Genomic DNA, 26,174 nt, shown 5'->3' with positions numbered 1-26,174 from the left:
CTCTTTGTATCGAATATTCAAATTCTCTTAATATCATAAACGATGTGCAGCGAGAACGATATGGTTTAGGCTTTCTTTTCGCCTTCATGAGCTTGTGGCGGAAACAAAATCGTGATGGTCGTTCCCTCCCCTACTCTGCTATCCAACGAGATGATTCCCTTGTGTGCCTCCACAATCCCTTTTACAATCGTCAACCCTAATCCTGCTCCGCCACGTTCCCTTGCTCGCGAGCGATCTCCCCGATAAAAACGCTCAAAGACGTACGGGAGGTCCTTTTGATCGATGCCCGTGCCGCTGTCCTTCACTTGCAAACGGATCATCGTACTCGGTTTGTCTACCGTGACTACGACTTCTCCTCCGGCTGGTGTATGCTTGCAGGCATTCGTCAACAGATTGGCCACGATTTGCGCCAGTCTCTGCCTGTCCCCTATGATCCAGGCAGCGTGATCTCCTTTGAAGTGAAAATTCACTTGCGCACGGGCAAACGTAGCACTCATTGACTCTGTGACTTCTTTGACAACCTCACGCAGTTCCACCTCTTCACTGCGCATTTGCAAGGAACCCGACTCCACCTGAATCACCTGATCTAAATCGCGAACGAGACGACTCAAACGCAGTACCTCTGACCTTGTGCTTTCGAGATTTTTGGGAGTTGCTTCCCATATGCCGTCGATCATTCCCTCTACTTGCGCCAGCAAGGTGTTCAGCGGTGTCCGCAATTCATGGGCAATATCGGAGGTCAGTCGCTTGCGCAGCTCCTCCTGATGCTCAAGACCTTGGACCAGGTTGTTAAAAGCAGTGACCAATGACGTAACTTCATCCTTGCCACGAGGCTCCGGTACGCGTATGGACAGATTACCCCGTGCGACTCGTTGCGCTGCGGTGCTCACTTGTACGACTGGACGCACCATGGTCCGGGCGAGCGGTATGCTGATGATAATGACCAGGAAGAGCAGCACAGCCATCGTCCACAAGGTCGTGTTTTTATGCGCCCATTGGAAATGACTTTCCAAGGTCATATACGCACTCCGGTCATCGTGACTAATCACCAATTGCCCGATCATGACCCCCTTACTGACAAGGGGAATCTTGTCTACACTGTAATTGCTCGTATGGACTGGCCGCTTACCCCACTCGTTTTTCACTTGTTGCTGTTGATCGAGGAGTGTGATATGCAATCCCAAGACCTCGGAAACTGCTTCAAGCTTATGATCGGCTTCCGCTCCCCAGCCTTGATTGTCCTGATACGCCTGGAGTGCGACACGCGATATTTCTTGGTTATGCTGATTTCTCACTTCATTGGCATACATGGAAAAATGAACATCCATTTCCTTTACGGACAACAACGAGGAAAAAAGAACAGCGCATGCACCGACAGTCATGATCACAAAGGCGAGCTTTACCCAAATATGCTTCATCGTGGCCTCACTTCTTCATGGGATCGTCAAAGCGATAGCCCAATCCATACACCGTCTTGATATACTCCGGTTGCTTCGGGTCTGCCTCTATCTTTTGGCGAAGATTTTTGATATGCGTATCTATGGTTCGGTCGTATCCTTCGAAATCAAAGCCCATGACCTCACGCACGAGCTCCTCCCTGCCCCACGTTCTCCCCGGGTAACGGACAAGCGTTGTGAGCAAGCGATATTCATTTGGCGTAACCTCCAAAGCGACTCCATTTTTCGTGACTCTCTTCTCATTCATCGATATGGTCAAGTCTCCCACCTCGATGAAATCGGAGAGTGTTGAATAATCGCCCGCACGACGCATGACGGCTCGAACACGTGCTACGAGTTCTCTCGGGCTAAAGGGCTTGATCAAATAATCATCAGCGCCAATCGTGAGCCCACGAATCCGATCCGCCTCTCCACTTTTCGCCGTTAGCATCAAAATCGGGACACGAGACTCTTTGCGAATTTGGACGCAGACTTCTTCCCCGCTCAGATCAGGTAGCATCAGGTCCAAAATGATACAGGTCAATGAAATTGTCGTGGCCATTTCCACCGCTTCCTTGCCTGTTTGGGCGGTCAGAACATGATAGCCTTCCTTTTGCAGATAGGAGGACAATATTTCTAAGATTTGCGGCTCATCATCGACTAGCAAAATGGTAGACATGTGAATCCTCCCTACTCCTCTTGTGTTTGATCCTTTCCTTTTTTCCAGAAAAGTAAAAAGACGAGAGCACCTGCCAGCAAGGCAAAGAGCAAGCGAAACTTGTTTTCACTAAAAGTAATCAGATCATGACCGACGAATGTTTCAAAAACCATCGACGGCACTTTTCCAATCAAGGTCGCTACTAAAAATTGCACAAAGGTGATATTCGTCAAAGCCGCCCCTAAATTAATCACACCGGAAGGCATCATCGGATTCAACCGGAGTAAAACGATGGCAAGACATTTGCGAAAACTCGTCGTTCCATTGATGGCATGTACCCATTTGAACGATTTCAGCTTTTCGCGCCGATCTGCTTTATGGATCGTGTAGCGGTAAAGGAAGAAGGCAATGCAAGCACCAACCACCTCTCCCGTCAAAGAAATCAAGAACCCTCCGTACAAGCCAAACACGACCGCATTCGCACCCGATAAAAAAATGGACGGCAATACACCTGCCACACTGATTACGATGTTCAATAAAATACTACCGATAATCCCCAGCATTCCCAAAGAGCGAATCCACTCTGCCAGGGCTTCTATATTCGTTATCCAATCCATCCGTCTGTATGACTCCCCTCTGCCACTCTCTCTCTAGAGTAAACGAAACTTGTGAAGAAATCATGGAAAAAAGCAAAACAGCCGTAGCCTGATCGACTACGACTGCTTGTATGATTTGCTGCATCATTATTCTTCTGAAATCGCGATGTATAAATCCACTTGCGCGTTGTTGGGATCAGCGCAGCGCACTCCGTCATATCGCTCGAAATCTCCGGTAAAAGTCCGCTTGTTCCCCGGTTGATGGGACCACTCCCACACCTTCGCCCATGCTTCCATCACAACCTCTACCATCGGGCCTACGCGAGTCGTAAATACGGCATAGGTAGAAGCTGGCAGAGTCTTGACCGTGAGTTCAGCAGGAAGCTCACCGTTCTTTTCTACAACGGTTCCTACTAACAAGGAGTACTCGCCTGTCTCGTCACTGTCGTAATCGGAATACACACCCAGAACAACACCCGGCTCTTTTTGATGGGGAGTTTTGAAGGGACGCTCTTCTTGATAATAGCGCTGCCACAGTTCCCCAATTTTCGCATTCGGTCCGCATTCCGCCTCATTGGTTGTCCGAATTTGCAAGCCTGCTACACGCATTTCATCGAGTTTGACAATCGTTGGGTTCATCATTAACCACGCTCCTGTAAGAGTTTGTTTACATGACTTAGTATAACGACCATACCCTGACAACTATCTGTCAACGTTCCAACGTTTATTCATAAAGTTTCGCCATTCTTTTTACCGTATCCCCAATTCTCTGCCTCACATGCGCAGGCTCGTGTACACACAAGGCATCGCCAAAGCTAAGCAGCATACCAGTTAACCATTCATCGTTTGTCATCTTCGTTCGTACCAGTAACGAGCCATCCTGCATGGTCTCTATTGCTTCTGGCGCAAACATATCCCGTACCCTTACATGTACACGCGGCGCAAATTCGAGGACAAGAGAAATGCGCTCTGCTGTATCCCATTCTTCGAGCCATTCCAGTTTATCTACATGATACGGGCGAGGCGAAAATTCCTCTGTCAGCATAGACATGTCTGCAATCCGTGACAAGCGAAACAGACGATCCTCCTGGCGCTGTAAACAATAGCCATACACGTACCACACATAGCCTTTGATAATCAGTGTTACAGGCTCAATGGTGCGCTCTGTCGCATCGCCTTGTATTTTCGTATAGGTGATCCGCACACGAAGTCTTTTCTCGATGGCTTCCCGCAGCTTGTTTACTTTTTCGGCGATTGCCGGTGTACTGCCCCACGGATTAAAGTCGTAAACAACGGGATGTGCACTTCCTTGCAGAGAGGATGGTGCAGTAGTGAGCAACGCTTTTATTTTTTCCAGAAGCTGTCCGATTTGCTTATCGTCTGTGGAGGAATGAACCCCTTTTAGCGCAGCAATAACCGCTACCAGCTCGTCCAAGGATAAGTATTGCCGATCGATCGTAAAATTCTCCATGATCTCGTATCCGCCGCTTGCCCCAGGGTACGCTACGATCGGAATTCCGGCTGCGTTAATCGTTTCCAAATCCCGATAGACCGTACGCAAGGATACTTCGAAGTGGTCGGATAGTTCACGAGCGCTCACACGGCGCTTATTCAACAGCATGATAACAATAGCGAGTAGCCGTTCTACCTTCATGATCGCCCTCACTTTTCTTTTGAGTCAACATAGTGGTGGAGAAGAAAAAGCACAGTTCTCTTCGACTCTGACACGCCCGCAAGGGGGGATTGACTGTCCGTCTCCACTTCAAAAAGGGGACCGTCGAGCCAAAGCCACCCTATGGGCGGAAGTTTCTCAAGGAAGAAGTGTTCGACAAGCGGGTCCCCTTTTTGAAGTTACGACTGGGTAGGAGTTGTCAAGGTCTACGAGCCCTATGCTTTTTCTTCTCACCAGCTTTGTTGGTTTATCGATACATTTTAAAACTTAAGAGATCATCCGCATAAATGATCATACAAAAAAGGAATCTGCAGCCTAAACTTGCTGCACATTCCCTTTTTGCCTTGCTCATTCGAAACTATACGCCCATACGTCTGCGTTGATTGTTTGGTTTTTTGGTGAGCTGGCTTTTCATGCTCTGATTTTGCGCCTTTTGATTCAACGGATTATTGGCTTGCGCTTGCGCTTGTTTTTTCTCCGCCATTTTGCGCTTCATCGCCTCTTGCAGGCTGATCTTCCCAGGCTTTTGCTCAGTGGTTTCTTTTTCGTTTTGGTTTGGCTCCGTCATGCGTAGCAACTCCTCATAGAAATTGGTTATCTTCTATGTATTCTAGTGCAAGACAGGAGGAAGCGCCAGTGGGAATCTACCCGTTATTCGCCCGAAGCTGTGATAATTTTACACCGCTCGCCTGGAACTTCAAAATTTCCTCCAAAAGCTCTGCAAGGTACGCACCTGCCTCAATCGGTAGCGTGCCACCCTTATGAATATTAGAAATAACCGTACGATCTGATTCTACCGTATTCGCATCCGGTTTGTAAATCATGTAAGCACTGAGACTTTCTGCCGTTGCCAGCCCAGGTCTTTCCCCGATCAAGGAAATGACGACCTTGCATTTTACGATGGACGCGACCTGATCTTGAATCCAGACGCGACCTTTGTTAATGAACACTGGCTTTCCTACACTGATGTTTCTCATGGAAAGACCTTGGATTAACGCAGGCAGCAAGTCTGGAATCGTCGCCTCACACGCCGAGGTGCTGAGTCCGTCCGAGATGACGATTTGAACGTCTTTTCCTTTATCTCCATTCTGCTCCAGCCAACGGGCGGATTCATCCGATAACATCCGGCCCGAGTCGAGGTTCATTAAATACTCCTCCATGCTCGTCGCTCTTGAATGGAGAACAGGAAGCTGCAAGCTCTCGATCAGTTCCGGACTGATTGTTTTCATGACCGCATCGCGAGCCGCTGCCTGATCTATGCGAAATTGCAGATAGCTACCCGTCTTCATTCGGGTACCCGCCCGACCGATTCCGATACGAGCCGGCGTTCGCTTCATCGCTTGCTCCAATGCTTCTGGATTGTTGGGGTTCTTTACCCCGCATTGCTTTTGCTCAGGAAAATCAATCACGCCCTGCCCTATTTTGGACAGCTCATCCATTACGCGCTGGACCAAATCGTCCATATTGATCTGTTTCATCTTGCTTCCCTCCCCACTCGTTAGTCAAAAATGGTTAAATCGCCTGCACGCTCTGTCAAACGACCATTTTCCATAATGCCCATTTTTTCCAACCATTTCTCGAATTCCCGGAGAGGTCGCAGTCCCAAGAGCTCGCGGTAGCTGGCGTCATCGTGGTAGCTCGTGTCTTGGTAACTGAGCATGACGTCGTCCCCACCTGGTACGCCCATATAAAAATTCGCCCCTGCCAAAGTCGTCAACATCCCTGCAATTTCCTGGTCATTCTGATCCGCATACATGTGATTCGTATAAGTCGGAGCGATTCCCATCGGCAAACCATGCAGTTTGCCCATGAACAAGTCCTCCAGATCGGCACGAATCATCTGTCTGCCATCATAAAGGGTTTCTGGTCCGATAAACCCAGAGACGTTATTGACCATGAACGGCTTCCAGTGACGGCAAAAACCGTACGTACGCGCTTCCAGCGTCTGCATATCGACGCCTTCATGAGAGTCCAGCGACACTTCGGAGCCTTGCCCTGTCTCAAAATACATGACGTTTGGTCCCGACGCTGTGCCTTTTCGAAGCATCAAATCCATTGCCTCATCCAAAATCTCCTTGTTCACGCCAAACGCATCATTCGCTCGTTGTGAGCCTGCCAGACTTTGGAACATCAGGGAAATGGGCGCTCCGCCACGAAGAGCCTGCATTTGTGTCGTGATATGGGCCAGTACGCAGTTTTGCGTAGGGATTTCCCACTTTCGCATGAAATCATGTGTCATTTTCAAGAGCTTGGTAACGCTTTCAACGGAGTCGTTATTGGGGTTAATTCCAATGACAGCGTCGCCTGATCCATATGACAAGCCTTCCTTCATCGAAGCCAAAATACCATCGGGATCATCGATGGGGTGATTCGGCTGGCAACGGAACGCCAGTCTTCCCGGCTCGCCAATCAGTGTGTTGCAGTAGGCTTGATGCTTCATTTTTTGTGAAGCCATGACTAGGTCAATGCTGGACATCAGCTTGGCCGTAGCGGAAATCATCTCGCTGGTCAGCCCACGGCTAATTCGTGTCAACTCAGGCATTCCTGTGGAAAACGACAAGATGTACTCCCGTAGCTCCCCTACTGTCCAATTTTTAATCTCATCGTAAATGGAGAGATTGATATCATCATAAATGATCCGTGTCACTTCGTCTTTTTCGTACGGAATGACTGGATTTTCATATATATCACGAAGTTGCATTTCGCTTAATACGACTTTGGCCGCCATCCGCTCCAGTGCGGAATTGGCTGCTAGTTTACTCATGTAATCGCCAGACTTTTCTTCACTCGCTTTAGCCAATACATCACGTACGGAAGTAAACTGGTAATGCTGTTTACGTACAACGCAAGCCAATTTCATCTCTAGCTTCACTCACTTTCTTTTCAACTTTCCGTAAACTCTATCTCATGGAACGTAAAAAAGCGCTTCGAAACATAAGACGAAATGCTCGCCTTGGTCCAAGCGCCGTTGCTCTTCATACGATTCACTTTTTTGCGTTCATTGTTTGCCCGTAAGCACGAACTCCACTGCCGGTAGCAGTTCTTCTTCCATGACGGGTTTGACCAGATAGGCACATATCCCTTTCGCTTTGGCTTGCATGACCATGTCCTTTTGACTGTAAGCAGTCAAGAGAAGGATAGCCGCGTCCGAATGCTCTCGGATAATCCCAGTCGCTGTCAAACCGTCCATAATTGGCATTTTAACATCCATAATAATGAGATGCGGGTTCCACATTTGCGTCAATCGAACGGCCTCTTTGCCGTTTTTTCCTTCAGCTACGACATTATATCCCTGCTCTTGCAACATCTCGACCAGGTCCATACGCGTTATGGGGTCGTCGTCTATGATGATGACTCGATAATGCAGACGCAATACTCCACCTCCCGATCACCAGTGAACGGACGTGCCAACTACTTATCATTTCCATACGCAACCGACGCCGTTGTCGGTTTATCGCATATTTCTGAATACGTTTATTATATCTATATTTTCAGGCTAATTCCAGCTTAAATCCAGTCCAAGACCCTTACCTGTATTTTTATTAGGTGGATGTGACTTTTATCTCTCCTGTTTCATTCACTGCTACCGCTTGACACTTCCACGTACCGATCGCCTGACCAATAAATCCCATGATCATCATGCCATGAGCGATGACACCTCCGAAAAAAATCAATGTACGATTTTCGGCTGCAGCCATTTTTGGTGAGCGATAAAATGAAAACATAAAAATGGAGGGGGAAACGAATGATAACGGCCGAGATGAAGTCCGAGTATTATCAGGCGTTACTGGATAAAAATTCGGAATACGAAGGTGTCTTTTTTGTTGGAGTCAGGACAACCGGCGTATTCTGTCGCCCGACATGTCCAGCAAGAAAGCCTAAGTTTGTTAATTGTGAGTTTTTTGACCATGCCAAACAAGCACTTCTGGCCTCATTCCGGCCCTGCCAGCGCTGCCGTCCGCTTTCACATCCCAATCATGTTTCAGAACTTGTGCGTCTGCTAGTAAATGCTGTAGAAGAAAACCCGGAGCAGCGCTGGACGGAAAAAGACTTTCAAAGATTATCCGTGGACGCTGCAACAGCGCGACGCCAATTCAAAAAGCGTTTTGGCATGACGTTCGTCGAATATGCAAGGGCGCGACGGATGGGGATTGCGCTAAAAGAAATCAGAGAAGGAAAAGCAATCATCGATGCCCAACTATCCACCGGGTACGAGTCCAGCAGTGGTTTTCGAGACGCATTTTCACGAATTATGGGGGCAGCCCCTACTCTTCTTGGAGATCATCATGTCTTAAAGGCATCGTGGCTGGATACGCGACTCGGTCCCATGATAGCTATCGCAGATGAAGAAGCGCTATATCTACTTGAATTCATTGATCGCCGCGGCTTGGAACGAGAAGTTGAACGTCTTAGACAAAGAACGAAGTCAGCGATTATCCCTGGTTCCACAGCGCCAATCCGTTCAATTGAACGTGAGTTAGAGGAGTATTTTGACGGAAAGTTAACAGAATTTGCAACGCCTCTGTTTTTGTGCGGATCGCCTTTTCAAAGAATGGTCTGGGAGCATTTACAAACGATCCCCCCCGGTCAAACTTCATCCTATTCCGATGTTGCAGCAGCTATTGGGAAACCAAGCTCCTTTCGTGCTGTCGCTCAAGCAAATGGTGCGAATCAGTTAGCGATTGTCATTCCTTGTCACCGTGTCATCAACTCCAATGGTGATTTGGGTGGGTACGGAGGAGGACTTTCACGCAAACGCTGGCTGCTTCATCATGAAAAGGAAACACCCGCCCCATGACTCTGATTCGTGAAATATCTGGAAAATGGATGCGGGCACTCCTTCCTCGAAAAAATGCCCTCGCTTACGCAAGGGCATTTTTGTTCTTACTGCGCTTTTTCGGTTATTTTTTGGCGTAGGTTATCTACGAGCTCGGACATTTTCACTCCGCCCAGAATCTCCTCCATGGCATGCTGCGCACGAGTCAAAATCAACTCCAGCACAAACTGTATATTCGCTCCCACTGGACAATCGGGATTCGGTTGCTCATGGATGTGAAAAAGTTGCCCTTCTTCCACCACATCGACTGCACGGTAAATCTCTAGAAGCGTGATTTGATCCAGTTCCTTGGCGAGAGAAGCGCCGCCAGCTCCGGCACGTACCTTCACGAGCCCAGCCTTCTTCAACAGCCCCAGCACACGTCGGATCACAACCGGATTCGTATTCACACTACCTGCGATCCATTCGGAAGTGCAATGCGAATTAGAATCAATGGAGAGCAGTGATAAGATGTGGACCGCAATGGAGAAACGGCTGCTGATTTTCATACGTTGTCACCCTTTCGTTGTAATGATTATAGTTACACCTCATGCGAGAAGTCAAGTTAACCATACCGTCACATTTCGTCACGTCGAACTTTTATTCATTCTACTATAATGACTGTGTCAAGTGTTCCCGTAATCTGGAAGGAGTGTTGACAAAAATGATGCTTCCACAAATTGAAGTTACGCCTGCTACAGCCTTGATAGATGTTCCCGTCCATATTACTCTCAGCGGGTTTGTCCCGAATCAATTAATCACCCTTCATGCCACTCTAAAAAATGGGTTGCCTGGAGGAGATTTGACTGCATCATCACATGCCATCTTTCAAGCGGACGTAAATGGCTCAGTGGATTTGGTTTCTCAAGCCCCCTTGTTTGGTACTTATGAAGGAATTGATCCGATGGGGCTGTTCTGGTCTATGAATGTACAGACCATGCGTTTTTATCATGCTTATTCTCTGGACGACTTTCAGTTCACCCCACGCTCCACCGAGATAGAATTAACGGCAGAAGTCTACGATAAGCCCGTAGCGAAAGCAGTCGTGAAACGTATTTTTGTCTCCCGAGACGTATCGATACAGAAAGTGACAGACCAAGGTCTAGTCGGTCTGTATTTTTCAAAACCCCACACAGAGCAAAGACCCGCCATTGTCGTACTAGGTGGAAGCGAAGGCGGAATTGGTTCCTGCTCACAATTCGCTGCTTTGTTCGCCTCTCACGGCTATCCGGCTCTAGCACTCGCTTACTTCCAATGCAACGATCTTCCTGACGATATTCGCCAGATCCCGATCGAATATGTTCAACGCGCCATTCATTGGTTACAGCAGCAGCCCTCCGTACATCCTGATAAAATTACGTTATTCGGACGTTCCAAAGGAGCAGAATTGGCATTAGTCACAGCATCGATCGATCAACACGTTCATGCTGTCATTGCTTCGAGTCCCAGCTCTACTGTTACTATCGGGACGGATAAGGCATTTGCTGGTTCAGACACGTTCTCCCCGCAATCCTCTTGGTCGTTTCAAGGAGAGCCACTTCCTTTCGTGCCATGGACGGAGGAGCAGACAAAAGTCTCACAGGAGCGGCTCGACGCAGGTCAACGGATTGATCACATCCATGCCGAAGCCTGGGCTGCTTGTGAGTGGTTAGAAGATGCCGAAATACCGGTGGAAAATATCAATGGCCCGATCCTCTTCCTCTCCTCGGATGACGATCACTGGTGGCCAGCAGCAGAGCATTGCGAGCAAATGGTACAGCGGTTGAAGGATTATCAGTTTGCTCATTCAGTGGTACATTTGCGTTACGCGGATACAGGACATGGGATCCGTTTTCCATACATACCGACTACCCGCACACAGCTCAATGGTGGTACGCCCAAAAATAACGCCTACGCTTCCGAGCACTCTTGGCGTGAGGTTCTTCAGTTTTTGGAACAGACTTTTCCAGAGTAAAAAACAGGGAAAGCCTACTCGCATGACGAAGTAGGCTTTATCTATCATTTTAGAAAGGATGTATAGCCATGGACTGCCTATTTTGCAAAATTGTAAACGGAGACATTCCGTCTAAAAAAGTATATGAGGACGAGCATGTATTGGCTTTTCACGACATTAACCCTGTTGCCCCTGTACACGTCCTGATGATTCCAAAAAAGCATATTCAATCCGTTCTGGCTATCGAGCCTGAGGACAAGGAGCTGATCGGGCACCTTCATCTGTCACTGCAAAAAGTAGCAGAGACAATGGGCGTGAACGAGGATGGCTTCCGTATCGTGACCAACATTGGCAAACACGGACAACAAACCGTCTTCCATCTGCACTACCACCTCATCGGAGGCAGACAATTGGAGTGGCAGTTCTAATCACTAGCAGCTACTGCTCCCTTTGAGTGGCAATGTGGCGGGCGATACCTTCACCGTGAAACCTTCCATTTTCAATAAAAATGGCGTTTGCGTGATGGCCCGCCGCAATAACTCCTGCTATATAGAGACCTGGAATGTTCGTCGCCATCGTCTCAGGATGATGCGCAGGGATTCCCGTTTCCTCTTCAATCATAACCCCTAACGAATGAAGGAATGTACGATCCGGACGGTATCCAATCAAAGAAAACACATGGTCATTGGCAAGCGTAATGACCTCCTCCCCTGTATTCACCCTGATGGAACGCTCCTCAATGCTCTCGACTGTTGCACCGAAAAGCATGTGGATGCGTCCTTTTTTGATCAGGCTCTCAAAAACAGGCCTTGTCCATGCCTTGACCTTGTCAGATAGCTCTGTTCGGCGGCAAATCACCGTTACTTCTGCTCCAGCCCGCTCCAGTTCCATCGCCGCGTCTACGGCAGAGTTGTTTCCCCCTATTACCGCTACTTTTAGCCCTGTATAAGGATGTGCTTCCTTATAGAAGGATGAAACCTTCGGCAACTCCTCGCCCGGTACATGCAGTCGATTCGGATTATCAAAGTAACCTGTGGCAATCACCATGTTTTTCGCTTCGTACGTATGTTTATTGGCGAATCGGTCCGTTGTCATGACTTGAAAGCCAGTTGGCGTCTTCTTCGCTTCCGTCACCGTTTCATATACGTTCACGCGCAATTTTTCTCGCGCTGCTACCAGTCGATAGTAATTGAGTGCCTCCTGTCTGGTCGGCTTGTCGTTCGCCGTTGCAAAAGGGACGCCCCCGATCTCCAGTAAATCAGGTGTGCTATGAAAAATCATATAGGTCGGGTAGCGATAAATCGAATGGACAAGTGACCCTTTTTCAATAATGATGGGATCAAGTCCAGCTCGCTTGCAGGCAATTGCCGCTGCCAGTCCACAAGGCCCACCGCCTACAATCAGTACGTCTTCCATTTCTCTCCGCCTCGCTTCATTCTCTCTATTCTTATTCCTCCATCATATCATACCGCATTCCCAGAAAAAGAGTTCGGGCACGCCTGCAAGGTTTCTACCAATATCTGACCAATGAAAGAATGGTTCTCTCTCCTTATACTGGATGTATGATGAAAAAACAAAACATACATATCTGGTTAGTCTCCTTTGCTTTTTTGGTGTACGGTCTCTCTTTTGCCATAGGAGTCCCTGCATCTACAGCATCGACGAAAAATTTAAAAGATATCGCAAACAGCTATGCGAAAGAGCAAATCCGTTCGCTACAAGCGGCAGGTGTCATCGCTGGGGATGAAAACGGGTATTTTCACCCAACTCGCCCGGTGACGCGTGCTGAGTTTGTCGCGATGCTCACAAGAACGCTCGGTATTAAACCGGTGGTCAGCAACGTCGCAGCCTATTCGGATGTCCCGAAAAACTCTTGGGCATACGGGTACGTACAAGCTGCTGCTGGACTTAACATCGCGAATGGCATCGGTCCTACTACTTTTGCTCCGAAGCGGACGATCTCACGCGAAGAGGCCGCTGCGTTTCTCGTACGCGCACTGGAACAGAGCATTTCGTCTTCTTACCAGTTGCCCGTGAAGGATGCCAATGCGATTTCGAGCTGGGCACGTGCCTCCGTCAGCCACGCCATGCAGAAAAAATGGTTGGTTGGCTACAATGGCTACTTCCGCCCGACTCAAGCACTATCGAAAGAAGAAACGGCTGTTATTTTGCATCGAATTCAGGAGAATCTGAAGAAGCAAAACGTTACAGCAAAGCCTCTGGTCTCTCTCGGATGGCAATACCAATCCACGACAGAGGAGTTCATTGCACAAGTCAAGAAAAGTGGAGTCAACACGCTGTCGCCGCGCTGGTACTTCCTGCAAAAAGACGGAACGATCAGCGACTCTACGGATACTTCACTTGTCCATTGGGCACATGCGAATGGCAAGCAAGTGTGGCCGCTATTCGGGAATAAATTCGATCCCGATGCTACCCACACCATGCTGTCCGATCCCAATAAACGAAAAGCAGCCGTGCAAAAGCTTTCTTCGTTCATTGATAAGTACCAGCTAGATGGGATTAACATCGATTTTGAAGGGTTCTCCCCTGCGGATCGCAACAACTTCACCTTGTTTATACAGGAGCTCGCGACTGCTCTTCACGCAAAAGGTGCTGTCCTGTCAGTAGATATTCCGCCTGATGGTGATTCAGATTGGAGCGATCCTTTTGATTTTGCTAAATTAGCAAAGCATGCGGATTATTTGGTAGTAATGGCCTATGAAGAGCATTGGGTAGGCGGGTCAAAAGCAGGCTCCGTGGCATCTTTGCCATGGTTTACGAAAGTCATTACCGACCTGCTTGACGAGGTTCCGACCCAAAAGCTGATCGCCGGAATGCCTCTTTACACACGCGACTGGTACCAATCGAGTGGGTCATTGAAATCGACAGATATCAGCATCCCTCAGTCTTACCAGTTGCTCTCGCAATACAGAGCAAAAACAGTCTGGGACGATAAAGTTGGACAATACCGTTCGACGTATCAAAAGCAAGGCGTCACGCACACGATTTGGCTGGAAGAAAGCCGTTCGATTGGGCTGAAAGCTCAGGCTAGTCTGCAATGGCAAATAGGTGGACTGGCGTACTGGTACGTTGGCTCTGAATCAACTGATATGTGGACAGCCATTGCCAATTCGATAACCCTTAAACATGCACGTGAAAAACTGTAAGAATCATGAAAAGAAGCGCCCTCGTCCGGCTATAGCCGTGGCAGAGGCGCTTCTTTTTACGTTGTGTTAGGCAATTCTCAATAAGTCCCGGATGAGCCTGCGCCACCAGGATGTTTGGGCGCCAAGAGCAAAAAGTTCCGTATATTGAAACGCTACCCACCTATTCAACATGGCACAGTTGCTCGTTGAAAATAAAGTTCTAGACAGTCGTAGATCCGCAGCGTCCGTCGCAATAAATTGAGTTTCCGACATCGATTATTTGGAGCGGTATAGCTGACCGCATGCCGCGTTAATGTCCGATCCGAATTGAGTTCGAACCGTAATGCTGATACCCTTTGACTTCAAGATCCGAACAAACGCTTTAATCCGATTAGGATCAGATTGCTGATAGCTGTCTGGCGTAACTTCGGTCGAATTGAATGGAATCAGGTTAACGTGATAGAGATGTTCGCCAGGTCCCCTTCCCTTTAACAACTCGGCAACCGCTTCCGCATGCGCCGTCGAATCGTTGACTCCTCGAAGAAGAATATACGCAATATACACCTTTCTCCCGGTATGCCGGATATGACGATCCAATTCATTCAGCACGTCGCGGACTGGGAATCGGTCGTTGATCGGCATCAGCTCGCTTCTCTGATCATCAAACGGCGAATGCAGCGAGAAGGTTAGATTGACCTGTGGAAACTCCCGTGTCAGCTTGTCAATCCCCGGCAACAGGCCGATGGTGGAAATCGTAATTCGTCGATGTCCTAAACCAAAGAGATGCGGGTCGGTCAGAATCGTCATTGCATCAAATATATGCGGGTTGGCAAGCGCCTCCCCCATGCCCATGAATGAGACGCTGTCCAAGGCGTGGCCGTTCAAGCGAAAGTGCAGCAATTGGTCGGTAATTTCGTCGGCGGTCAGATTTCGTTTCAAGCCAATGGTACCGGTGGCGCAAAACCTGCACCCGAATCCGCAGCCGCACTGTGTGGAAATACAATACGATTTCCACCCCCGCTCATAAGTAAGTCGTACGGCCTCCACGCGTTCGTCGCCCGCAATGGCAAACAGCACCTTGCTGACCTGTTTCGACGTGAATTCCTTTACCGGAACGATGCTGCAAACGTTCGGTCCAAGTATCCGGGTCAACTCATCGCGCAAAAATTTGGGCAGTATGGTCATCCGTCCGTATTCGCCGATGTTTTGCTTGAAAATCGCGTCCATAATCTGAGCATACCGATACTCGGGCTGCTTGAAGTCGGACAATATTCGCCGAATCGTTTCATATTTCGAGGATAGTCTCATGTCTTCTCCTTACCGCCGGAGAAAACGTAAAAAAGCAACCGTCAGTTGGTACTTTGACACGTCGTTAACCAACTATACAGAAAAAGCGCATACGTTTGCAGACGGGTCGCTACGTGCACCTATCGATAGATTGGTAAACCTCCGGCAACCGATTTGTTTTTTTGTGAACCGCTTCACCTAACAGGAATCGGTTCACACAATCATCTACAACCTCAATCTCCATCGCTTTCATCCTCCTAGAAATGGTTTATCTCTTTTTAGTTCCACAATCTTTGTCGCGAAATTGGCTCCCTCTTCGAAACGGGCCACAATAAGAAATTTCCTCGCCGTAAATCAGTTTGAGCAAGCTGGATTTGCCTGAACCGTTCAGACCGGAGTGCGCAATGCGGTCCCCTTGCTCCACAGTAAAGCCGACGTCGCAGCAGCCTTCTTCTCGCTGTAATGAATCGAAACGTGAGAAACGCTCGGATTTGAAAGCTTACATTCTCAAAGATGTTGTCGTAACTGCCGTCATAGGCAAACGTTAGGTTCGTTACCTTGATCAATGACATGTTGGTAATCTCCTTTGTCAAAATAAAAAAGAGCTACAAGAAAGTTACCTTCCTTGTAGCTCAAAAAAATACGGCAAATCCACCCCGGTTCAGGGAATGAAACGGTATATTTTTTGAGTGAAAAGAATAAGGTAACTTTCTTGCCAATGAAGAACAAAACAAACTTTGCTTTATTCTTCAAAAAGTGGCAAAAAACATTACATTATCCTCTTCAACTCCAATCGTTTTAAGTGTCAGAACGATCTTAACATACCCCCTTATACATTGCAACATACTAAAATGACACCCCAATAAATCTAACTGCCTAGCCAATAACTGAACAGGTTTGCGGGAGAATAGGGCGTTATAACCCATTCATGCAATTAAAAATCGTAACATAATTGCTCATAATTGCCCGTTATCGTAATGAACCTGCGAGTCTAAAACATTATTTTCTCGGAACGGAGGAAAGGAGCTTGCGGGAAAGTATTCATTCATTACGACTTGATCGGAAATCGGGATGTGTTCATCAACACCACCGTAATTTTCGATGACCCAAAACTTCATGACCCTACTCTGCATCCGCTAGTCTACGCAGTGGTAGATGAGACCGTTAATCGTTTGGTGGGCTATGCAAATACGTTGCTTTTGGTACATGCAGGCTTCAATTCGTACTCAGCTGAATACGTGAGTTAGCACCACTTTGCAAAATGTCCGACCCATCCTTTTATAAAAATAAATCGTTGACAGATCAAGGACTCGCCATTACACACGAACAAGTCAGCGACAATTCATGGAAGGTAAAAACGACGGAAAAATCGATAGAAATGCTGGGCACAAGAATATCGAAATACCACGCACTGGCTACGAAAACATGTTTTAAAGCCCGGTTGATATCTCCGGCTAATCTTTCTCCATTTATACCCAGAATATCCATTGATTCTATACAAACACTATCAAAGGTTGACAGTAACCCAATTCGATTACAGGAGGCCATTATGCAACGATTTGCTGCCCATGAATTTTTGGAAACACAAGAAGCACTCCGCTCCAAACACGCCGCAATAGAAATGCATGGATTACTTGCCGAGATGGCGCAAGACCCTCAATTAACAAGCATCATTAACCGGCATCAGCAAATGATCATGACTGCATACCAGCAAGGGATTAGCCTATTGCAAGGAAAAGGATTCAACATAGCGCCAGCCCCTATTCAATTGCGGGTAGCCCAACCGACTGCAGTTGGTCTAAATAACCCACAGATGGCTGCGCCCAACCCGAATCCAACCCGCTTGTCTGATATGACGATCGCTACCTTGATGTTGAACTGGCATAAAGCGGGCTCCGCTATCGGAATGCTGTGGGCTGCAGAGTGTGTGGACCCAGGTATCCGACAATATCATGTAAATGGCGCGAATGCATGCCAGCAAATGGCGTATGAAACTTGGCAATACTTGAATGCAAGAGGCTACTACCAAGCTCCGCAGCTCGCCGATCACACCATGAACACGATGATTAACGCCTATCAGCCTCAACAACAAATGCTCCTGTAAGCCACAAAAACCGTCCTTGTTTGGACGGTTTTCAATTTGTGCGAAGCATATAGCAACCGGGAACGAGAAAAACCTCCCCGATTCTGGAAGGTTTTTTTGTTACCATGTGTCAGCGATCTCGAACGGTCTCTGTATTATTTGACCAGCCCCAGCTTTCTATTGGTCGTTCCTCATTACTACTGCCTTTAGTGTCTTGTATATTTGGGATGACTTGTCCTTCTTCGTCGTGCTTCGAATGGTTGTCCTGCAAGTTTTTTGGTAAATCCATGGTTTTCCCCCTCTCTTTTCGTAATGTGCCCATAGAACGGGAAAGGCATTCAAAAGTCTTGCACAGTGCATGTGATTGGACAAACAAAAAAACTGCCATCTCTCTCGTATCACGTACAAGAAGAAATGGCAGTTTTCTTTTTTCACTCTTCGTTTATCCGACTTGCTGGAGCAACTTCCCCCGCAGTTTTGCGAGCATGTCCTCAGTCATTTTGTCCAGGTCATACTCTGCTTTGAAGCCCCACTCTTGCAGGGCAGCCGTAGCATCAATAGAGTTCGGCCAGCTGTCGGCAATCGCCTGACGCACAGGGTCGACTTCATAAGAGAGCGTAAACTCAGGAATATGTTTACGGATCGCTGCTGCTACATCTTCTGGCTCAAAACTCATCGCAGTCACGTTGAACGCATTGCGGTGAATGAGCTTGGAAGCATCTGCTTCCATCAGGGAAACAATCGCATTCAGCGCATCAGGCATATACATCATATCCATGTACGTGCCTTTGCCGATGTAGGACGTATACGCTCCATGCTGGATCGCCTTGTAGTAAATGTCTACTGCGTAGTCAGTCGTACCACCACCTGGAGGCGCTACATACGAGATCAGACCTGGGAAGCGTACGCCACGCGTATCTACCCCAAATTTTTGATAATAGTAGTCGCAGAGCAACTCACCAGATACTTTATTTACACCATACATGGTCGTAGGGCGTTGAATCGTGTCCTGCGGCGTGTTGTCCTTCGGTGTAGTTGGACCAAAAGCACCAATCGAGCTCGGTGTGAAGAACTGGCAGTTCAACTCACGTGCTGCTTCCAGAGCGTTTACCAGCCCGCCCATGTTCAGGTTCCATGCCAAGAGAGGCTTTGCTTCAGCTGTTGCAGACAACAGGGCAGCCAAATGCATAATGGTATCCACGCCATGTTTCTTCGCCAGCTCAAACATCCGGTTCCCGTCAGTGACATCAAGAACTTCGAATGGACCCGATTGCACGACAGGATCGTCTTCGTTTTTCCGGATATCTGTGGCGATGACTTGATCCGCTCCGTAAATATCGCGTAATTTCATGATGAGTTCGGAACCAATTTGTCCTAACGCCCCGGTTACCAGAATTTTTTTCATTTCAGGATCCCCATTTCTTTCCCAACTTTTTCGTAGATGCTAAGGGCACGATCCAACATTTCTTTGCTATGTGCCGCTGTTGGCATATTCCGTACACGGCCGGTTCCTTTTGGTACAGTCGGGAACACGATCGCTTTCGCGTACACGCCCTCTTCATACAGTCGCTTGCTGAACTCTTGAGTCTGCTGCTCGTCTCCGATAATGCAAGGAGTGATAGGCGTTTCGCTCTCCCCGATATTGAAGCCGAGTTCTTTCAAGCCTTTTTTGAGGTAATGTCCGTTATCCCACAGCTTGTCGTGCAGCTCGGTGCTGTTCATCAAAATATCGATAGCCGCAATGGAAGCAGCCACATCCGCTGGAGTCAGCGAAGTCGAGAACAGGAACGGTCTACTGCGTACTTTGAGCCAGTCGATCAGATCCTGGCGTCCCGCTACATAACCGCCGACTACCCCAATTGCTTTGGAAAGTGTTCCGATTTGGAAGTCGATTTTATCAGACAGGCCAAAATGCTTAACCGTTCCTGCCCCTTTACCGAGAACACCAGAGCCGTGGGCATCGTCTACATACGTAATCAAGTCATATTGTTCGGCTACCTCTACGATTTCCGGCAGCTTGGCAACATCGCCATCCATCGAAAATACGCCGTCAGTAATGACCATCAGCTTTTTATATTTGCCAGATTCTTTCGCTTCCTTCGCTTTTGCACGCAAGTCATCGATATCGGAGTGATTCACACGGATAATTTGTGCACGAGACAGGCGGCATCCATCAATAATGGAGGCGTGGTTCAACTCGTCAGAAAGAATCGCATCGTCCTTGTCCATGACAGCGGAGATCGCAGCCATGTTGCAATTAAAACCAGATTGGTAAGCAATAGCGGCTTCCGTGTGCTTGAAGGCAGCGAGCTTTTCTTCCAGCTTCACATGCAAGTCCAAGGTACCATTAATTGTACGAACAGCCCCTGCCCCTACGCCGTATTTGCTTGCTGCTGCAATCGCAGCGTCCACAAGGCGTTGATCAGTAGCCAAGCCCAGATAGTTATTGGAGGAGAGGTTGATCAGTTCTTTTCCTGCAATCGTAATAACAGGACCGTTCGCGCTTTGCAATGGGTCAATGACGTTGTACAGTCCCTTGCTCTTCAAATCTGCCAGATTTTCATGTAAAAAATGTTCAAGTGTTTTGCTCGCCAACGAGAATCCCTCCATTATTCAGCCATCGATTAGTAAGTTCCACAAAAACAATTGTTCACGCTGTATGGACACATCAATTTGATAAAATTCGCATAAAATCAACTTAATCTACAGACATTTTACCACCATTTACTTAAAACGTCCACATCACAAAGACATATTGTTAACGCTTTCAATCATTTTCCTTTCGATAATGTCATCTCTCCTACTTTCTCCTTTTGTTTTAATTCGTAGACTCCCGAAAATGAAAAAACCACTCTCTTGCTTCATGTGAGCAGATCGTGGCATTTTCCTCATTTTTTTGCCTTTTGTGATTTTAAGATACCAGGCTTGGTGTCTATCGTACGCACAAAACCGTTCGTTTCGAAGCGATGCGTCATCAAGGCCTCTACTGGTCTGCCGTTTTGAAAATGCTCTTCCACCAACAGCTGTGCATCTTCTGGCGTCACGTTTTCATACCAGATTCCCTCGGGGTACACGATCATCACGCATGCGTCCTCACATCGCCCGTTGCAACGCGTGCGGGTTGTATGTACATAGTCATCCAAACCTGCGTTGGTAATCGCTTCACGTATCGCTACCGTAACCTCTTCGCCACCCTTGCGCATACAGCTTCCACCATTACAGATCAGCACATGATGCTTTGTCTGAGATAAGTCCCATGTTGCCACTACAAATCCTCTCCGTTCTTGTCCAACATCCATCCACTCTCCCCATCATGACGGTTTCTTGTTCAATTTGCAATTCCCAGAACGTTTGGTTTTTGATAGAATATATGTTCGTATACGATTTACAAAAAGAGTTGGTGGTGAAAGCATGTCCGTTACCAAACAGCGCGATGCCTTGCAGCTTTTGCAAACAGTGGGCTCCTACCCATGGTATGTCGAAAAGTTTATTGAGCATAAAAAAGCAAAAAAGAATTCACCCTCTACCTTGCTTGGATACCTCCGCGATTTCTCTTTTTTCTTTCGCTGGATGATGACAGAAGGATTGAGTACCGCGACGGATATGAAGGACATTCCGTTAAGCGATTTGAATGACTTGAAGAAGGAAACGGTAGAAAGCTATATTTTATACTTGCAGGAGTCGCATCTATATGAGCGATCCGTTTTGCTCTCGAACCCTACCAAAAGCGCGAAGAAAGAGTATAGCGACCGCACCATCAGCAGAAAAATATCGAGTCTGAAATCGCTTTTTCATTACTTGTCTGCCCTCGCTGAGGATGAGAATGGGGAATCGTATTTGACGCGGAATGTACTCGCCAAAATCGAGCTGGAGATCACGGAGCTGACTCCCCTCGCACGCGCCCACGCCATTCGGGCAAAAATCCTGATTGACGACGAAATCTATCAGTTCGTCGATTTTGTCTACAACGGATATCTGGCCCATTGTGATACGGAAAAAAAGAAGCAGTATCACATGCAAAACCGCGACCGGGATACGGCCTTGATCGCGATGATTCTCTCCGGTGGCTTCCGTGTGTCAGAGATCGTTAGTCTCGATCTATCCGACATTATTATGGAAAAAAACCAGTTGAAATTGATCCGCAAAGGAAAGAAAGAGGACGCTCCTTTTTTCAGTGACTGGGGCAAGGAGTACTTAGCCAAATACTTGCAGCTACGTGACAAATACAATCCCGAACCGCAAGAGGACGCTGTTTTTCTCGCAGTTTCCCCTACCAATCCGAATGGGCATCGCATTGAAGTGCGGTCTGTCCAAAAGCTGGTCAAAAAGTACGCCAAAGCATTTGGCATCCCCGATTTGTCTGTCCATAAGCTTCGTCACAGCTTTGCTACACAGTTTCTCCGCTTGAATCCTGACCCCCATCAGCTACAAGCACAACTGGGGCACTCCAAAATTGAAACGACCATGCAGTATGCCCATGTACTAGAAGATGCTTTGGGCAAGGCTGTGAACCGAACTACTTAAGCAATACGTCAACAAAAACAAGTGACCAAATCTGCAAGCACACATGTGCCACTGCCGACTGGTCACTTTTTTACGATCATTTTCCCCTTCACTCTACATCCCCGCTGACCTTTGCAAGCGTTCCGCTATTTTCATAAAGTCTTCCCGCGATACACCTGGCGCAAATTCTTCTGGCAGTTCATCTAAGTCCGGAACAGGGCCGCCATCCGGGACGCCTTGAATGACTTCCGCTGTTCCACCATCAGGCAACGGGCCGCGCCAAATCATGGCAATATCCTGATAGTCCTGATAGCTGAACGTAAACAGCTTGCGATTCAATCCCATCGCGATATACGGATGAGTCGCATCAAATTGTGCGTTATCCAGATTGGGAACAGGCAGCATTTTCGTCATATCCACACCCGTAGCGATCTCCAAGGCTTTGGCGTACGCTACGATATGGACGCCCCCTCTAACGAGCAAGTAACCGATCATGGCCCGAGCTGTGGGATGGTCCGTCATTTCGTACACCCTCATTTTGTGAGTACGTGCGCCACATTCCAGAAAAAAGTTGTGCAAAAGATCAAGCACCAGATTCCCGCTCGAAAATACGTAATCACCTGTCCATGATTTTCCCATGGAGTCTCCTGGTATCGCGGTTTGTGCGGTCGCAATAAAATGGTACGTATTGCGCTTATTCAATCCGTTATTCAGTGGAGTTGTATCAGGGTCCCCCGGACGCGTAATGCCTTTCATGCACAAATTGATTGCATTGGAGACCAGCTCCACATGCCCGACTTCTTCCGCCGTAATGCTGGCGACTAAGTCATAAAACGGCTTCAGTTTGCTCTTGCCGCGAAAGTTGAAGGATTGGAACAAATAATTGTTTAGCGTTGACATCTCACCAAAACGACCGCCCAATAGCTCCTGGACGGCCGCAGCGGCGTTGGCATCTCCGTAAGCCGGTTCTGGCAGCTCAATTGCCAACCTGTTGATACGAGTAAACACCCTGCTTCCCTCCCCCGTTTTGCACCTACCTGTACTGTTTTATGTGGGCGAAGGGTTGTTTCATACCAGTTTAAAACGGCATGACCCAGACGATCTGTTGTATGCGTACAAAAAACGTAGAACCACCCGTCTGCAGTACCACATGATCAGGTAGCACATCGACAACGTTTCCACGGACATTTCCTTGGGTTGTTTGAATGGCAACTTCACGCCGTATGACACTCTGCAACGTCTGGTACAAATAAGGGTCAATGAAGGAATTCATAGAGGGGGTACTCGATGCTGGTTGTGCTTGTGTCTGAAAAGGATACGAACTCATGACGTTTTTGGACTCCTTCCTGTAGTTCCTCCCTGTATTTTATGCCCAAGGGTTGGGATGGGTGAGTGCACAGGAAGTTCCTTACCATTCTGCATGCTTGATCTGTTCCATAGCAAAAATCCCCTGCCATCCAGACAGGGGATTCTACCACATTCGATTAGTTAGCTGCGCGTTTGGCAGTAGGAACAACGGATATCTGCTCGTTCTTTGCCAATGTACTTTCGCTTTGATCGATCACTTCCAATTCGTTCATCCGATTCAGCACAACCGCTTGCCGTTCTTTGGCTCGGTCCCAGTTCTTTACCGGTGAGTAACGCTCTGGTCCTTTCGGTAAAGAAGCCAGCATTGCCGCTTCTCCCAGTGTTACCGCTCGATCCCCTGTTTCTGTTGCTTTTTTTCCGAAGTAAAAGGGAACAGCCTCGCCAATCCCGTATTTTCCGTGCCCGAAATAAATGACGTTGAGGTACATTTCGAGCAGTTCTTTTTTGCTGTATCGCTGTTCCAATTGCAAAGCGATCGCGATTTCCTTCACTTTTCTGGTCATCGTTTTGTCGTTCGTCAGAAACAGGTTCCGCGCCAACTGCATGGTGATTGTACTTCCGCCTTGCACGTAGGCACCTTCCTTGATATCCACCCAGATCGCTCGGCTCAATCCAATCGGATCCACTCCTGGATGCTGCATAAACCGATGATCTTCTATCGCAACGAACGCCTTCCACACATGATCAGGCATTTCGTCCAGCTTTGCATAGCTGCTGGATTGCTGTACAGCAGCCAGTTTCTTTTCATCTATCCATATATTCCCCGTCCACGCAAGCACGATCGGCGCCAGAATGGCTGCCATCATGATCACGAGAAAACTGATACGCAGTCGTTTTTTCCAACGAACACCGAGTTTTTTGATGCTTTTAGGCATGCTCGCCGCTTCATACAAGTCGGTGTTTCTTCCTAATGGGATTGGAAGGTGGTTCATGCTGCATTCCCCCTTGCCTTGCTTCTACTCACATTGTAGGGGATGCGCGCATTTCGTCCCATCGAATCCACTTACAGCAATCTTACAATTTCGTAAGACAAACAATTACCTACGAATGCTGATTTTGCTGTGCCTCCTGCTGCCGCAGCTCGATCCTTCTGATTTTACCGGAGGTCGTCTTCGGCAGCTCCTGTACAAATTCAATTTTGCGCGGGTATTTATACGGAGCGGTTAATTGCTTGACATGATTTTGCAATTCCACGATCAACTCTTCGGATGGCTCATTCCCTTTTTTCAGGATGACAAAGGCTTTTACTACATTCCCACGCTCTGGATCAGGACTGGCAACCGCTGCACATTCCGCTACTGCCGCGTGCTTCACCAACGCATCCTCGACCTCAAACGGACCAATCGTATATCCACCCGAGATGATAATGTCGTCCGAACGTCCTTCGAACCAAATGTAGCCATCTTCGTCCATGCGACCTTGGTCACCCGTCACGTACCAGTCGCCGCGAAACGCTCTGGCAGTGCGCTCGGGATCATCCAGATAGCCTTTGAACAGCGCTACCATATGGCGATCAATGGCAATATCGCCCACTTTGCCTACTGGCAGCTCCGCTCCTTCTTCGTCAATAATGGCGATCCTCACAACTGGCGATGGCTTGCCCATTGAACCTGGCCTTGGCTCCATGCCTACAAAGGTACCCACCAGCAAAGTGTTCTCTGTCTGTCCGTATCCATCTCGCACGGTCAACTGGAATACGCGGCGGAATGTGTCGATCACTTCCCGATTGAGTGGTTCACCGGCGGAACATGCGGAGCGCAAGGCGGACAGCTTGTATTGTTCCAAATCCGTTACTTTTGCCATGATTCTGTACTCGGTTGGCGTTGCACACAAGACAGAAACCGGATAATTTTGCAGAATCGTCAAATAATTATCCGCAGAAAACTTTCCTTTATAAACAAACGCGGTCGCTCCCAGCCCTAACGTAGAGACAAACGGGCTCCAGATCCACTTGGCCCAACCAGGCCCAGCCGTTGCCCAAACCACGTCACCTTCGCGAACGTCCAGCCACTGCGTAGCGGCCACAGCCAAATGCGCAAACGGCCAACCATGAACGTGCATAACCCCTTTTGGTCCCCCAGTCGTACCTGATGTATAAGACAGGAAGGCCAGCTCATCCGACTTCGTGTTTACTACTTCAAATTCAGTGTCCTGCCCATGGAGCAAGCCCTCAAGCGAAATCCACCCTTCTTTCTCTTCGCCCGTCGTGATGTAGTGTTGCAGGGTAGTACAGTTGCCTCTCGTCAGGTCAACCTCACTCATTGCTCCCCCGAAACTGATCACAGCCTTGACTTTTGCATGATTGATCCGGTACTCGATATCTTTGGAACGCAGCATCTCAGACCCTGGCAATATCACTGCCCCCAGCTTCAGCAGTGCCAAATAGAGACCATAAGCCAATGTTCCTCGGGAAACCAGGACGAGTACCCGATCCCCATGCTCGATTCCGATGGACCCTAAACCATTCGCAATTTTGTTTGAATATTGGCGCAAATCCTCGTACGTAAGGATATGTTCCTGACTTTGTTCATCTAACTCCCAAACCGCTCGTCTCTCCGGATGTTTTTTCGCCCATTCGTCCACCTGGGCAGCGAAGTTATAGTTCACTGGCATGTTTAGTTCCATAGGCACATCTCCACCTTTTCTAAGATTGATGAATAATAATTCGACATCACT

General features: G+C 48.0%; 27 protein-coding genes and 2 pseudogenes. 8 read left to right on the top strand and 21 right to left on the bottom strand.

The features are described 5' to 3' along the window. Window positions 1-65: 65 nt before the first annotated feature. From ACM6JA_RS15215 to ACM6JA_RS15175, 9 genes are all read right to left on the bottom strand, one after another. Window positions 66-1,418: a sensor histidine kinase gene (locus ACM6JA_RS15215; RefSeq protein WP_414852935.1), complete on the bottom strand. Its 1,353-nt coding sequence runs from the start codon at window positions 1,416-1,418 to the stop codon at window positions 66-68. A gap of 7 nt (window positions 1,419-1,425) precedes the next feature. Next, window positions 1,426-2,115 (bottom strand): response regulator transcription factor, encoded by a 690-nt coding sequence (locus tag ACM6JA_RS15210; RefSeq protein WP_048032763.1) that lies wholly within the window; start codon window positions 2,113-2,115, stop codon window positions 1,426-1,428. 11 nt (window positions 2,116-2,126) lie between these two features. Then, window positions 2,127-2,711 carry a TVP38/TMEM64 family protein gene (locus ACM6JA_RS15205; RefSeq protein WP_414852934.1) on the bottom strand — a complete coding sequence of 195 codons (585 nt, stop codon included), beginning with the start codon at window positions 2,709-2,711 and terminating at the stop codon, window positions 2,127-2,129. 126 nt (window positions 2,712-2,837) lie between these two features. After that, entirely contained in the window at window positions 2,838-3,329 is a 492-nt protein-coding gene (locus ACM6JA_RS15200; RefSeq protein WP_414852933.1) for a GyrI-like domain-containing protein, read from the bottom strand. Window positions 3,330-3,414: 85 nt separating this feature from the next. Beyond that, window positions 3,415-4,344 carry a helix-turn-helix transcriptional regulator gene (locus ACM6JA_RS15195; protein WP_414852932.1) on the bottom strand — a complete coding sequence of 310 codons (930 nt, stop codon included), beginning with the start codon at window positions 4,342-4,344 and terminating at the stop codon, window positions 3,415-3,417. Between the two features lie 376 nt (window positions 4,345-4,720). After that, a complete protein-coding gene (locus ACM6JA_RS15190) occupies window positions 4,721-4,930 on the bottom strand; it encodes a hypothetical protein (RefSeq protein WP_007727355.1) in 210 nt (69 codons plus the stop codon). A 76-nt stretch (window positions 4,931-5,006) separates the two neighbouring features. Next, window positions 5,007-5,840 carry an ethanolamine ammonia-lyase subunit EutC gene (gene eutC / locus ACM6JA_RS15185; RefSeq protein WP_414852931.1) on the bottom strand — a complete coding sequence of 278 codons (834 nt, stop codon included), beginning with the start codon at window positions 5,838-5,840 and terminating at the stop codon, window positions 5,007-5,009. A gap of 20 nt (window positions 5,841-5,860) precedes the next feature. Next, entirely contained in the window at window positions 5,861-7,222 is a 1,362-nt protein-coding gene (locus tag ACM6JA_RS15180) for an ethanolamine ammonia-lyase subunit EutB (protein WP_414853134.1), read from the bottom strand. A 138-nt stretch (window positions 7,223-7,360) separates the two neighbouring features. Then, entirely contained in the window at window positions 7,361-7,735 is a 375-nt protein-coding gene (locus tag ACM6JA_RS15175) for a response regulator (RefSeq protein ID WP_414852930.1), read from the bottom strand. A gap of 372 nt (window positions 7,736-8,107) precedes the next feature. Between ACM6JA_RS15175 and ACM6JA_RS15170 the strand changes: the two genes are divergently transcribed. Beyond that, window positions 8,108-9,160: a bifunctional transcriptional activator/DNA repair enzyme AdaA gene (locus ACM6JA_RS15170; RefSeq protein WP_414852929.1), complete on the top strand. Its 1,053-nt coding sequence runs from the start codon at window positions 8,108-8,110 to the stop codon at window positions 9,158-9,160. Between the two features lie 86 nt (window positions 9,161-9,246). Here the strand turns inward: ACM6JA_RS15170 and ACM6JA_RS15165 are convergent, their stop codons facing one another. Then, on the bottom strand, window positions 9,247-9,687 hold the full coding sequence (locus ACM6JA_RS15165) for an Rrf2 family transcriptional regulator (protein ID WP_414852928.1): 441 nt from the start codon (window positions 9,685-9,687) through the stop codon (window positions 9,247-9,249). A 155-nt stretch (window positions 9,688-9,842) separates the two neighbouring features. Between ACM6JA_RS15165 and ACM6JA_RS15160 the strand changes: the two genes are divergently transcribed. Further along, a complete protein-coding gene (locus tag ACM6JA_RS15160) occupies window positions 9,843-11,132 on the top strand; it encodes an acyl-CoA thioesterase/bile acid-CoA:amino acid N-acyltransferase family protein (protein ID WP_414852927.1) in 1,290 nt (429 codons plus the stop codon). Between the two features lie 68 nt (window positions 11,133-11,200). Beyond that, a complete protein-coding gene (locus ACM6JA_RS15155; RefSeq protein WP_007727375.1) occupies window positions 11,201-11,539 on the top strand; it encodes a histidine triad nucleotide-binding protein in 339 nt (112 codons plus the stop codon). A gap of 10 nt (window positions 11,540-11,549) precedes the next feature. On the opposite strand, the gene ACM6JA_RS15150 is transcribed toward ACM6JA_RS15155, so the two are convergent. Continuing rightward, window positions 11,550-12,527: a YpdA family putative bacillithiol disulfide reductase gene (locus ACM6JA_RS15150; RefSeq protein ID WP_414852926.1), complete on the bottom strand. Its 978-nt coding sequence runs from the start codon at window positions 12,525-12,527 to the stop codon at window positions 11,550-11,552. Window positions 12,528-12,676: 149 nt separating this feature from the next. Here ACM6JA_RS15150 and ACM6JA_RS15145 point away from each other — a divergent pair, with 149 nt between their 5' ends. Beyond that, complete coding sequence (locus ACM6JA_RS15145) at window positions 12,677-14,278, top strand: glycosyl hydrolase family 18 protein (RefSeq protein ID WP_414852925.1); 1,602 nt, start codon at window positions 12,677-12,679, stop codon at window positions 14,276-14,278. 255 nt (window positions 14,279-14,533) lie between these two features. On the opposite strand, the gene ACM6JA_RS15140 is transcribed toward ACM6JA_RS15145, so the two are convergent. Continuing rightward, on the bottom strand, window positions 14,534-15,565 hold the full coding sequence (locus tag ACM6JA_RS15140) for a Cfr family 23S rRNA (adenine(2503)-C(8))-methyltransferase (RefSeq protein ID WP_414852924.1): 1,032 nt from the start codon (window positions 15,563-15,565) through the stop codon (window positions 14,534-14,536). Between the two features lie 247 nt (window positions 15,566-15,812). Next, window positions 15,813-15,968, bottom strand: coding sequence for an ATP-binding cassette domain-containing protein (locus tag ACM6JA_RS15135; RefSeq protein WP_414852923.1), 156 nt, complete (start codon window positions 15,966-15,968; stop codon window positions 15,813-15,815). A 595-nt stretch (window positions 15,969-16,563) separates the two neighbouring features. Here ACM6JA_RS15135 and ACM6JA_RS15130 point away from each other — a divergent pair. The 3 genes and pseudogenes from ACM6JA_RS15130 to ACM6JA_RS15120 form a co-directional block, all read left to right on the top strand. Next, window positions 16,564-16,791 (top strand): annotated as a pseudogene (locus ACM6JA_RS15130) (hypothetical protein); the annotation flags it as partial. A 14-nt stretch (window positions 16,792-16,805) separates the two neighbouring features. Beyond that, window positions 16,806-16,850, top strand: a pseudogene (locus ACM6JA_RS15125) (hypothetical protein); the annotation flags it as partial. Between the two features lie 243 nt (window positions 16,851-17,093). After that, complete coding sequence (locus ACM6JA_RS15120; RefSeq protein WP_414853133.1) at window positions 17,094-17,648, top strand: spore coat protein; 555 nt, start codon at window positions 17,094-17,096, stop codon at window positions 17,646-17,648. Between the two features lie 109 nt (window positions 17,649-17,757). On the opposite strand, the gene ACM6JA_RS15115 is transcribed toward ACM6JA_RS15120, so the two are convergent. From ACM6JA_RS15115 to ACM6JA_RS15100, 4 genes are all read right to left on the bottom strand, one after another. Beyond that, window positions 17,758-17,916 carry a hypothetical protein gene (locus tag ACM6JA_RS15115; RefSeq protein ID WP_414852922.1) on the bottom strand — a complete coding sequence of 53 codons (159 nt, stop codon included), beginning with the start codon at window positions 17,914-17,916 and terminating at the stop codon, window positions 17,758-17,760. Between the two features lie 153 nt (window positions 17,917-18,069). Beyond that, a complete protein-coding gene (locus tag ACM6JA_RS15110) occupies window positions 18,070-19,032 on the bottom strand; it encodes an L-threonine 3-dehydrogenase (protein ID WP_414852921.1) in 963 nt (320 codons plus the stop codon). After that, window positions 19,029-20,222 (bottom strand): glycine C-acetyltransferase, encoded by a 1,194-nt coding sequence (locus ACM6JA_RS15105; protein WP_173617823.1) that lies wholly within the window; start codon window positions 20,220-20,222, stop codon window positions 19,029-19,031. The genes ACM6JA_RS15110 and ACM6JA_RS15105 overlap by 4 nt, the downstream gene beginning before the upstream one ends. A gap of 293 nt (window positions 20,223-20,515) precedes the next feature. Then, complete coding sequence (locus tag ACM6JA_RS15100; RefSeq protein WP_026043057.1) at window positions 20,516-20,893, bottom strand: (2Fe-2S) ferredoxin domain-containing protein; 378 nt, start codon at window positions 20,891-20,893, stop codon at window positions 20,516-20,518. A 145-nt stretch (window positions 20,894-21,038) separates the two neighbouring features. Here ACM6JA_RS15100 and xerS point away from each other — a divergent pair, with 145 nt between their 5' ends. Next, complete coding sequence (gene xerS, locus ACM6JA_RS15095) at window positions 21,039-22,151, top strand: tyrosine recombinase XerS (RefSeq protein WP_007724823.1); 1,113 nt, start codon at window positions 21,039-21,041, stop codon at window positions 22,149-22,151. A 93-nt stretch (window positions 22,152-22,244) separates the two neighbouring features. Here the strand turns inward: xerS and ACM6JA_RS15090 are convergent, their stop codons facing one another. From ACM6JA_RS15090 to ACM6JA_RS15075, 4 genes are all read right to left on the bottom strand, one after another. Further along, entirely contained in the window at window positions 22,245-23,138 is an 894-nt protein-coding gene (locus tag ACM6JA_RS15090) for a manganese catalase family protein (protein WP_414852920.1), read from the bottom strand. Between the two features lie 70 nt (window positions 23,139-23,208). Further along, on the bottom strand, window positions 23,209-23,457 hold the full coding sequence (locus ACM6JA_RS15085; RefSeq protein WP_414852919.1) for a YuzF family protein: 249 nt from the start codon (window positions 23,455-23,457) through the stop codon (window positions 23,209-23,211). A gap of 157 nt (window positions 23,458-23,614) precedes the next feature. After that, window positions 23,615-24,430 (bottom strand): transglycosylase domain-containing protein, encoded by an 816-nt coding sequence (locus tag ACM6JA_RS15080; protein ID WP_414852918.1) that lies wholly within the window; start codon window positions 24,428-24,430, stop codon window positions 23,615-23,617. Window positions 24,431-24,539: 109 nt separating this feature from the next. After that, window positions 24,540-26,123: an AMP-binding protein gene (locus ACM6JA_RS15075; RefSeq protein WP_414852917.1), complete on the bottom strand. Its 1,584-nt coding sequence runs from the start codon at window positions 26,121-26,123 to the stop codon at window positions 24,540-24,542. Window positions 26,124-26,174: the final 51 nt, after the last annotated feature.

It is taken from the genome of Brevibacillus sp. IT-7CA2 (assembly GCF_949767855.1).
Lineage (GTDB): Bacteria > Bacillota > Bacilli > Brevibacillales > Brevibacillaceae > Brevibacillus.
Note: the sequence above shows the minus strand (reverse complement) of the source record. Positions and strands in the feature narration are given on the sequence as shown.

Bases quoted from the DNA above. Each gene is read 5' to 3' on its own strand.
- ACM6JA_RS15215 (WP_414852935.1), bottom strand. From the start codon at position 1,418: ATGAAGCATATTTGGGTAAAGCTCGCCTTTGTGATCATGACTGTCGGT.
- ACM6JA_RS15210 (WP_048032763.1), bottom strand. From the start codon at position 2,115: ATGTCTACCATTTTGCTAGTCGATGATGAGCCGCAAATCTTAGAAATA.
- ACM6JA_RS15205 (WP_414852934.1), bottom strand. From the start codon at position 2,711: ATGGATTGGATAACGAATATAGAAGCCCTGGCAGAGTGGATTCGCTCT.
- ACM6JA_RS15200 (WP_414852933.1), bottom strand. From the start codon at position 3,329: ATGAACCCAACGATTGTCAAACTCGATGAAATGCGTGTAGCAGGCTTG.
- ACM6JA_RS15195 (WP_414852932.1), bottom strand. From the start codon at position 4,344: ATGAAGGTAGAACGGCTACTCGCTATTGTTATCATGCTGTTGAATAAG.
- ACM6JA_RS15190 (WP_007727355.1), bottom strand. From the start codon at position 4,930: ATGACGGAGCCAAACCAAAACGAAAAAGAAACCACTGAGCAAAAGCCT.
- eutC (WP_414852931.1), bottom strand. From the start codon at position 5,840: ATGAAACAGATCAATATGGACGATTTGGTCCAGCGCGTAATGGATGAG.
- ACM6JA_RS15180 (WP_414853134.1), bottom strand. From the start codon at position 7,222: ATGAAATTGGCTTGCGTTGTACGTAAACAGCATTACCAGTTTACTTCC.
- ACM6JA_RS15170 (WP_414852929.1), top strand. From the start codon at position 8,108: ATGATAACGGCCGAGATGAAGTCCGAGTATTATCAGGCGTTACTGGAT.
- ACM6JA_RS15165 (WP_414852928.1), bottom strand. From the start codon at position 9,687: ATGAAAATCAGCAGCCGTTTCTCCATTGCGGTCCACATCTTATCACTG.
- ACM6JA_RS15160 (WP_414852927.1), top strand. From the start codon at position 9,843: ATGATGCTTCCACAAATTGAAGTTACGCCTGCTACAGCCTTGATAGAT.
- ACM6JA_RS15155 (WP_007727375.1), top strand. From the start codon at position 11,201: ATGGACTGCCTATTTTGCAAAATTGTAAACGGAGACATTCCGTCTAAA.
- ACM6JA_RS15150 (WP_414852926.1), bottom strand. From the start codon at position 12,527: ATGGAAGACGTACTGATTGTAGGCGGTGGGCCTTGTGGACTGGCAGCG.
- ACM6JA_RS15145 (WP_414852925.1), top strand. From the start codon at position 12,677: ATGAAAAAACAAAACATACATATCTGGTTAGTCTCCTTTGCTTTTTTG.
- ACM6JA_RS15140 (WP_414852924.1), bottom strand. From the start codon at position 15,565: ATGAGACTATCCTCGAAATATGAAACGATTCGGCGAATATTGTCCGAC.
- ACM6JA_RS15120 (WP_414853133.1), top strand. From the start codon at position 17,094: ATGCAACGATTTGCTGCCCATGAATTTTTGGAAACACAAGAAGCACTC.
- ACM6JA_RS15115 (WP_414852922.1), bottom strand. From the start codon at position 17,916: ATGGATTTACCAAAAAACTTGCAGGACAACCATTCGAAGCACGACGAA.
- ACM6JA_RS15110 (WP_414852921.1), bottom strand. From the start codon at position 19,032: ATGAAAAAAATTCTGGTAACCGGGGCGTTAGGACAAATTGGTTCCGAA.
- xerS (WP_007724823.1), top strand. From the start codon at position 21,039: ATGTCCGTTACCAAACAGCGCGATGCCTTGCAGCTTTTGCAAACAGTG.
- ACM6JA_RS15085 (WP_414852919.1), bottom strand. From the start codon at position 23,457: ATGAGTTCGTATCCTTTTCAGACACAAGCACAACCAGCATCGAGTACC.
- ACM6JA_RS15080 (WP_414852918.1), bottom strand. From the start codon at position 24,430: ATGAACCACCTTCCAATCCCATTAGGAAGAAACACCGACTTGTATGAA.
- ACM6JA_RS15075 (WP_414852917.1), bottom strand. From the start codon at position 26,123: ATGGAACTAAACATGCCAGTGAACTATAACTTCGCTGCCCAGGTGGAC.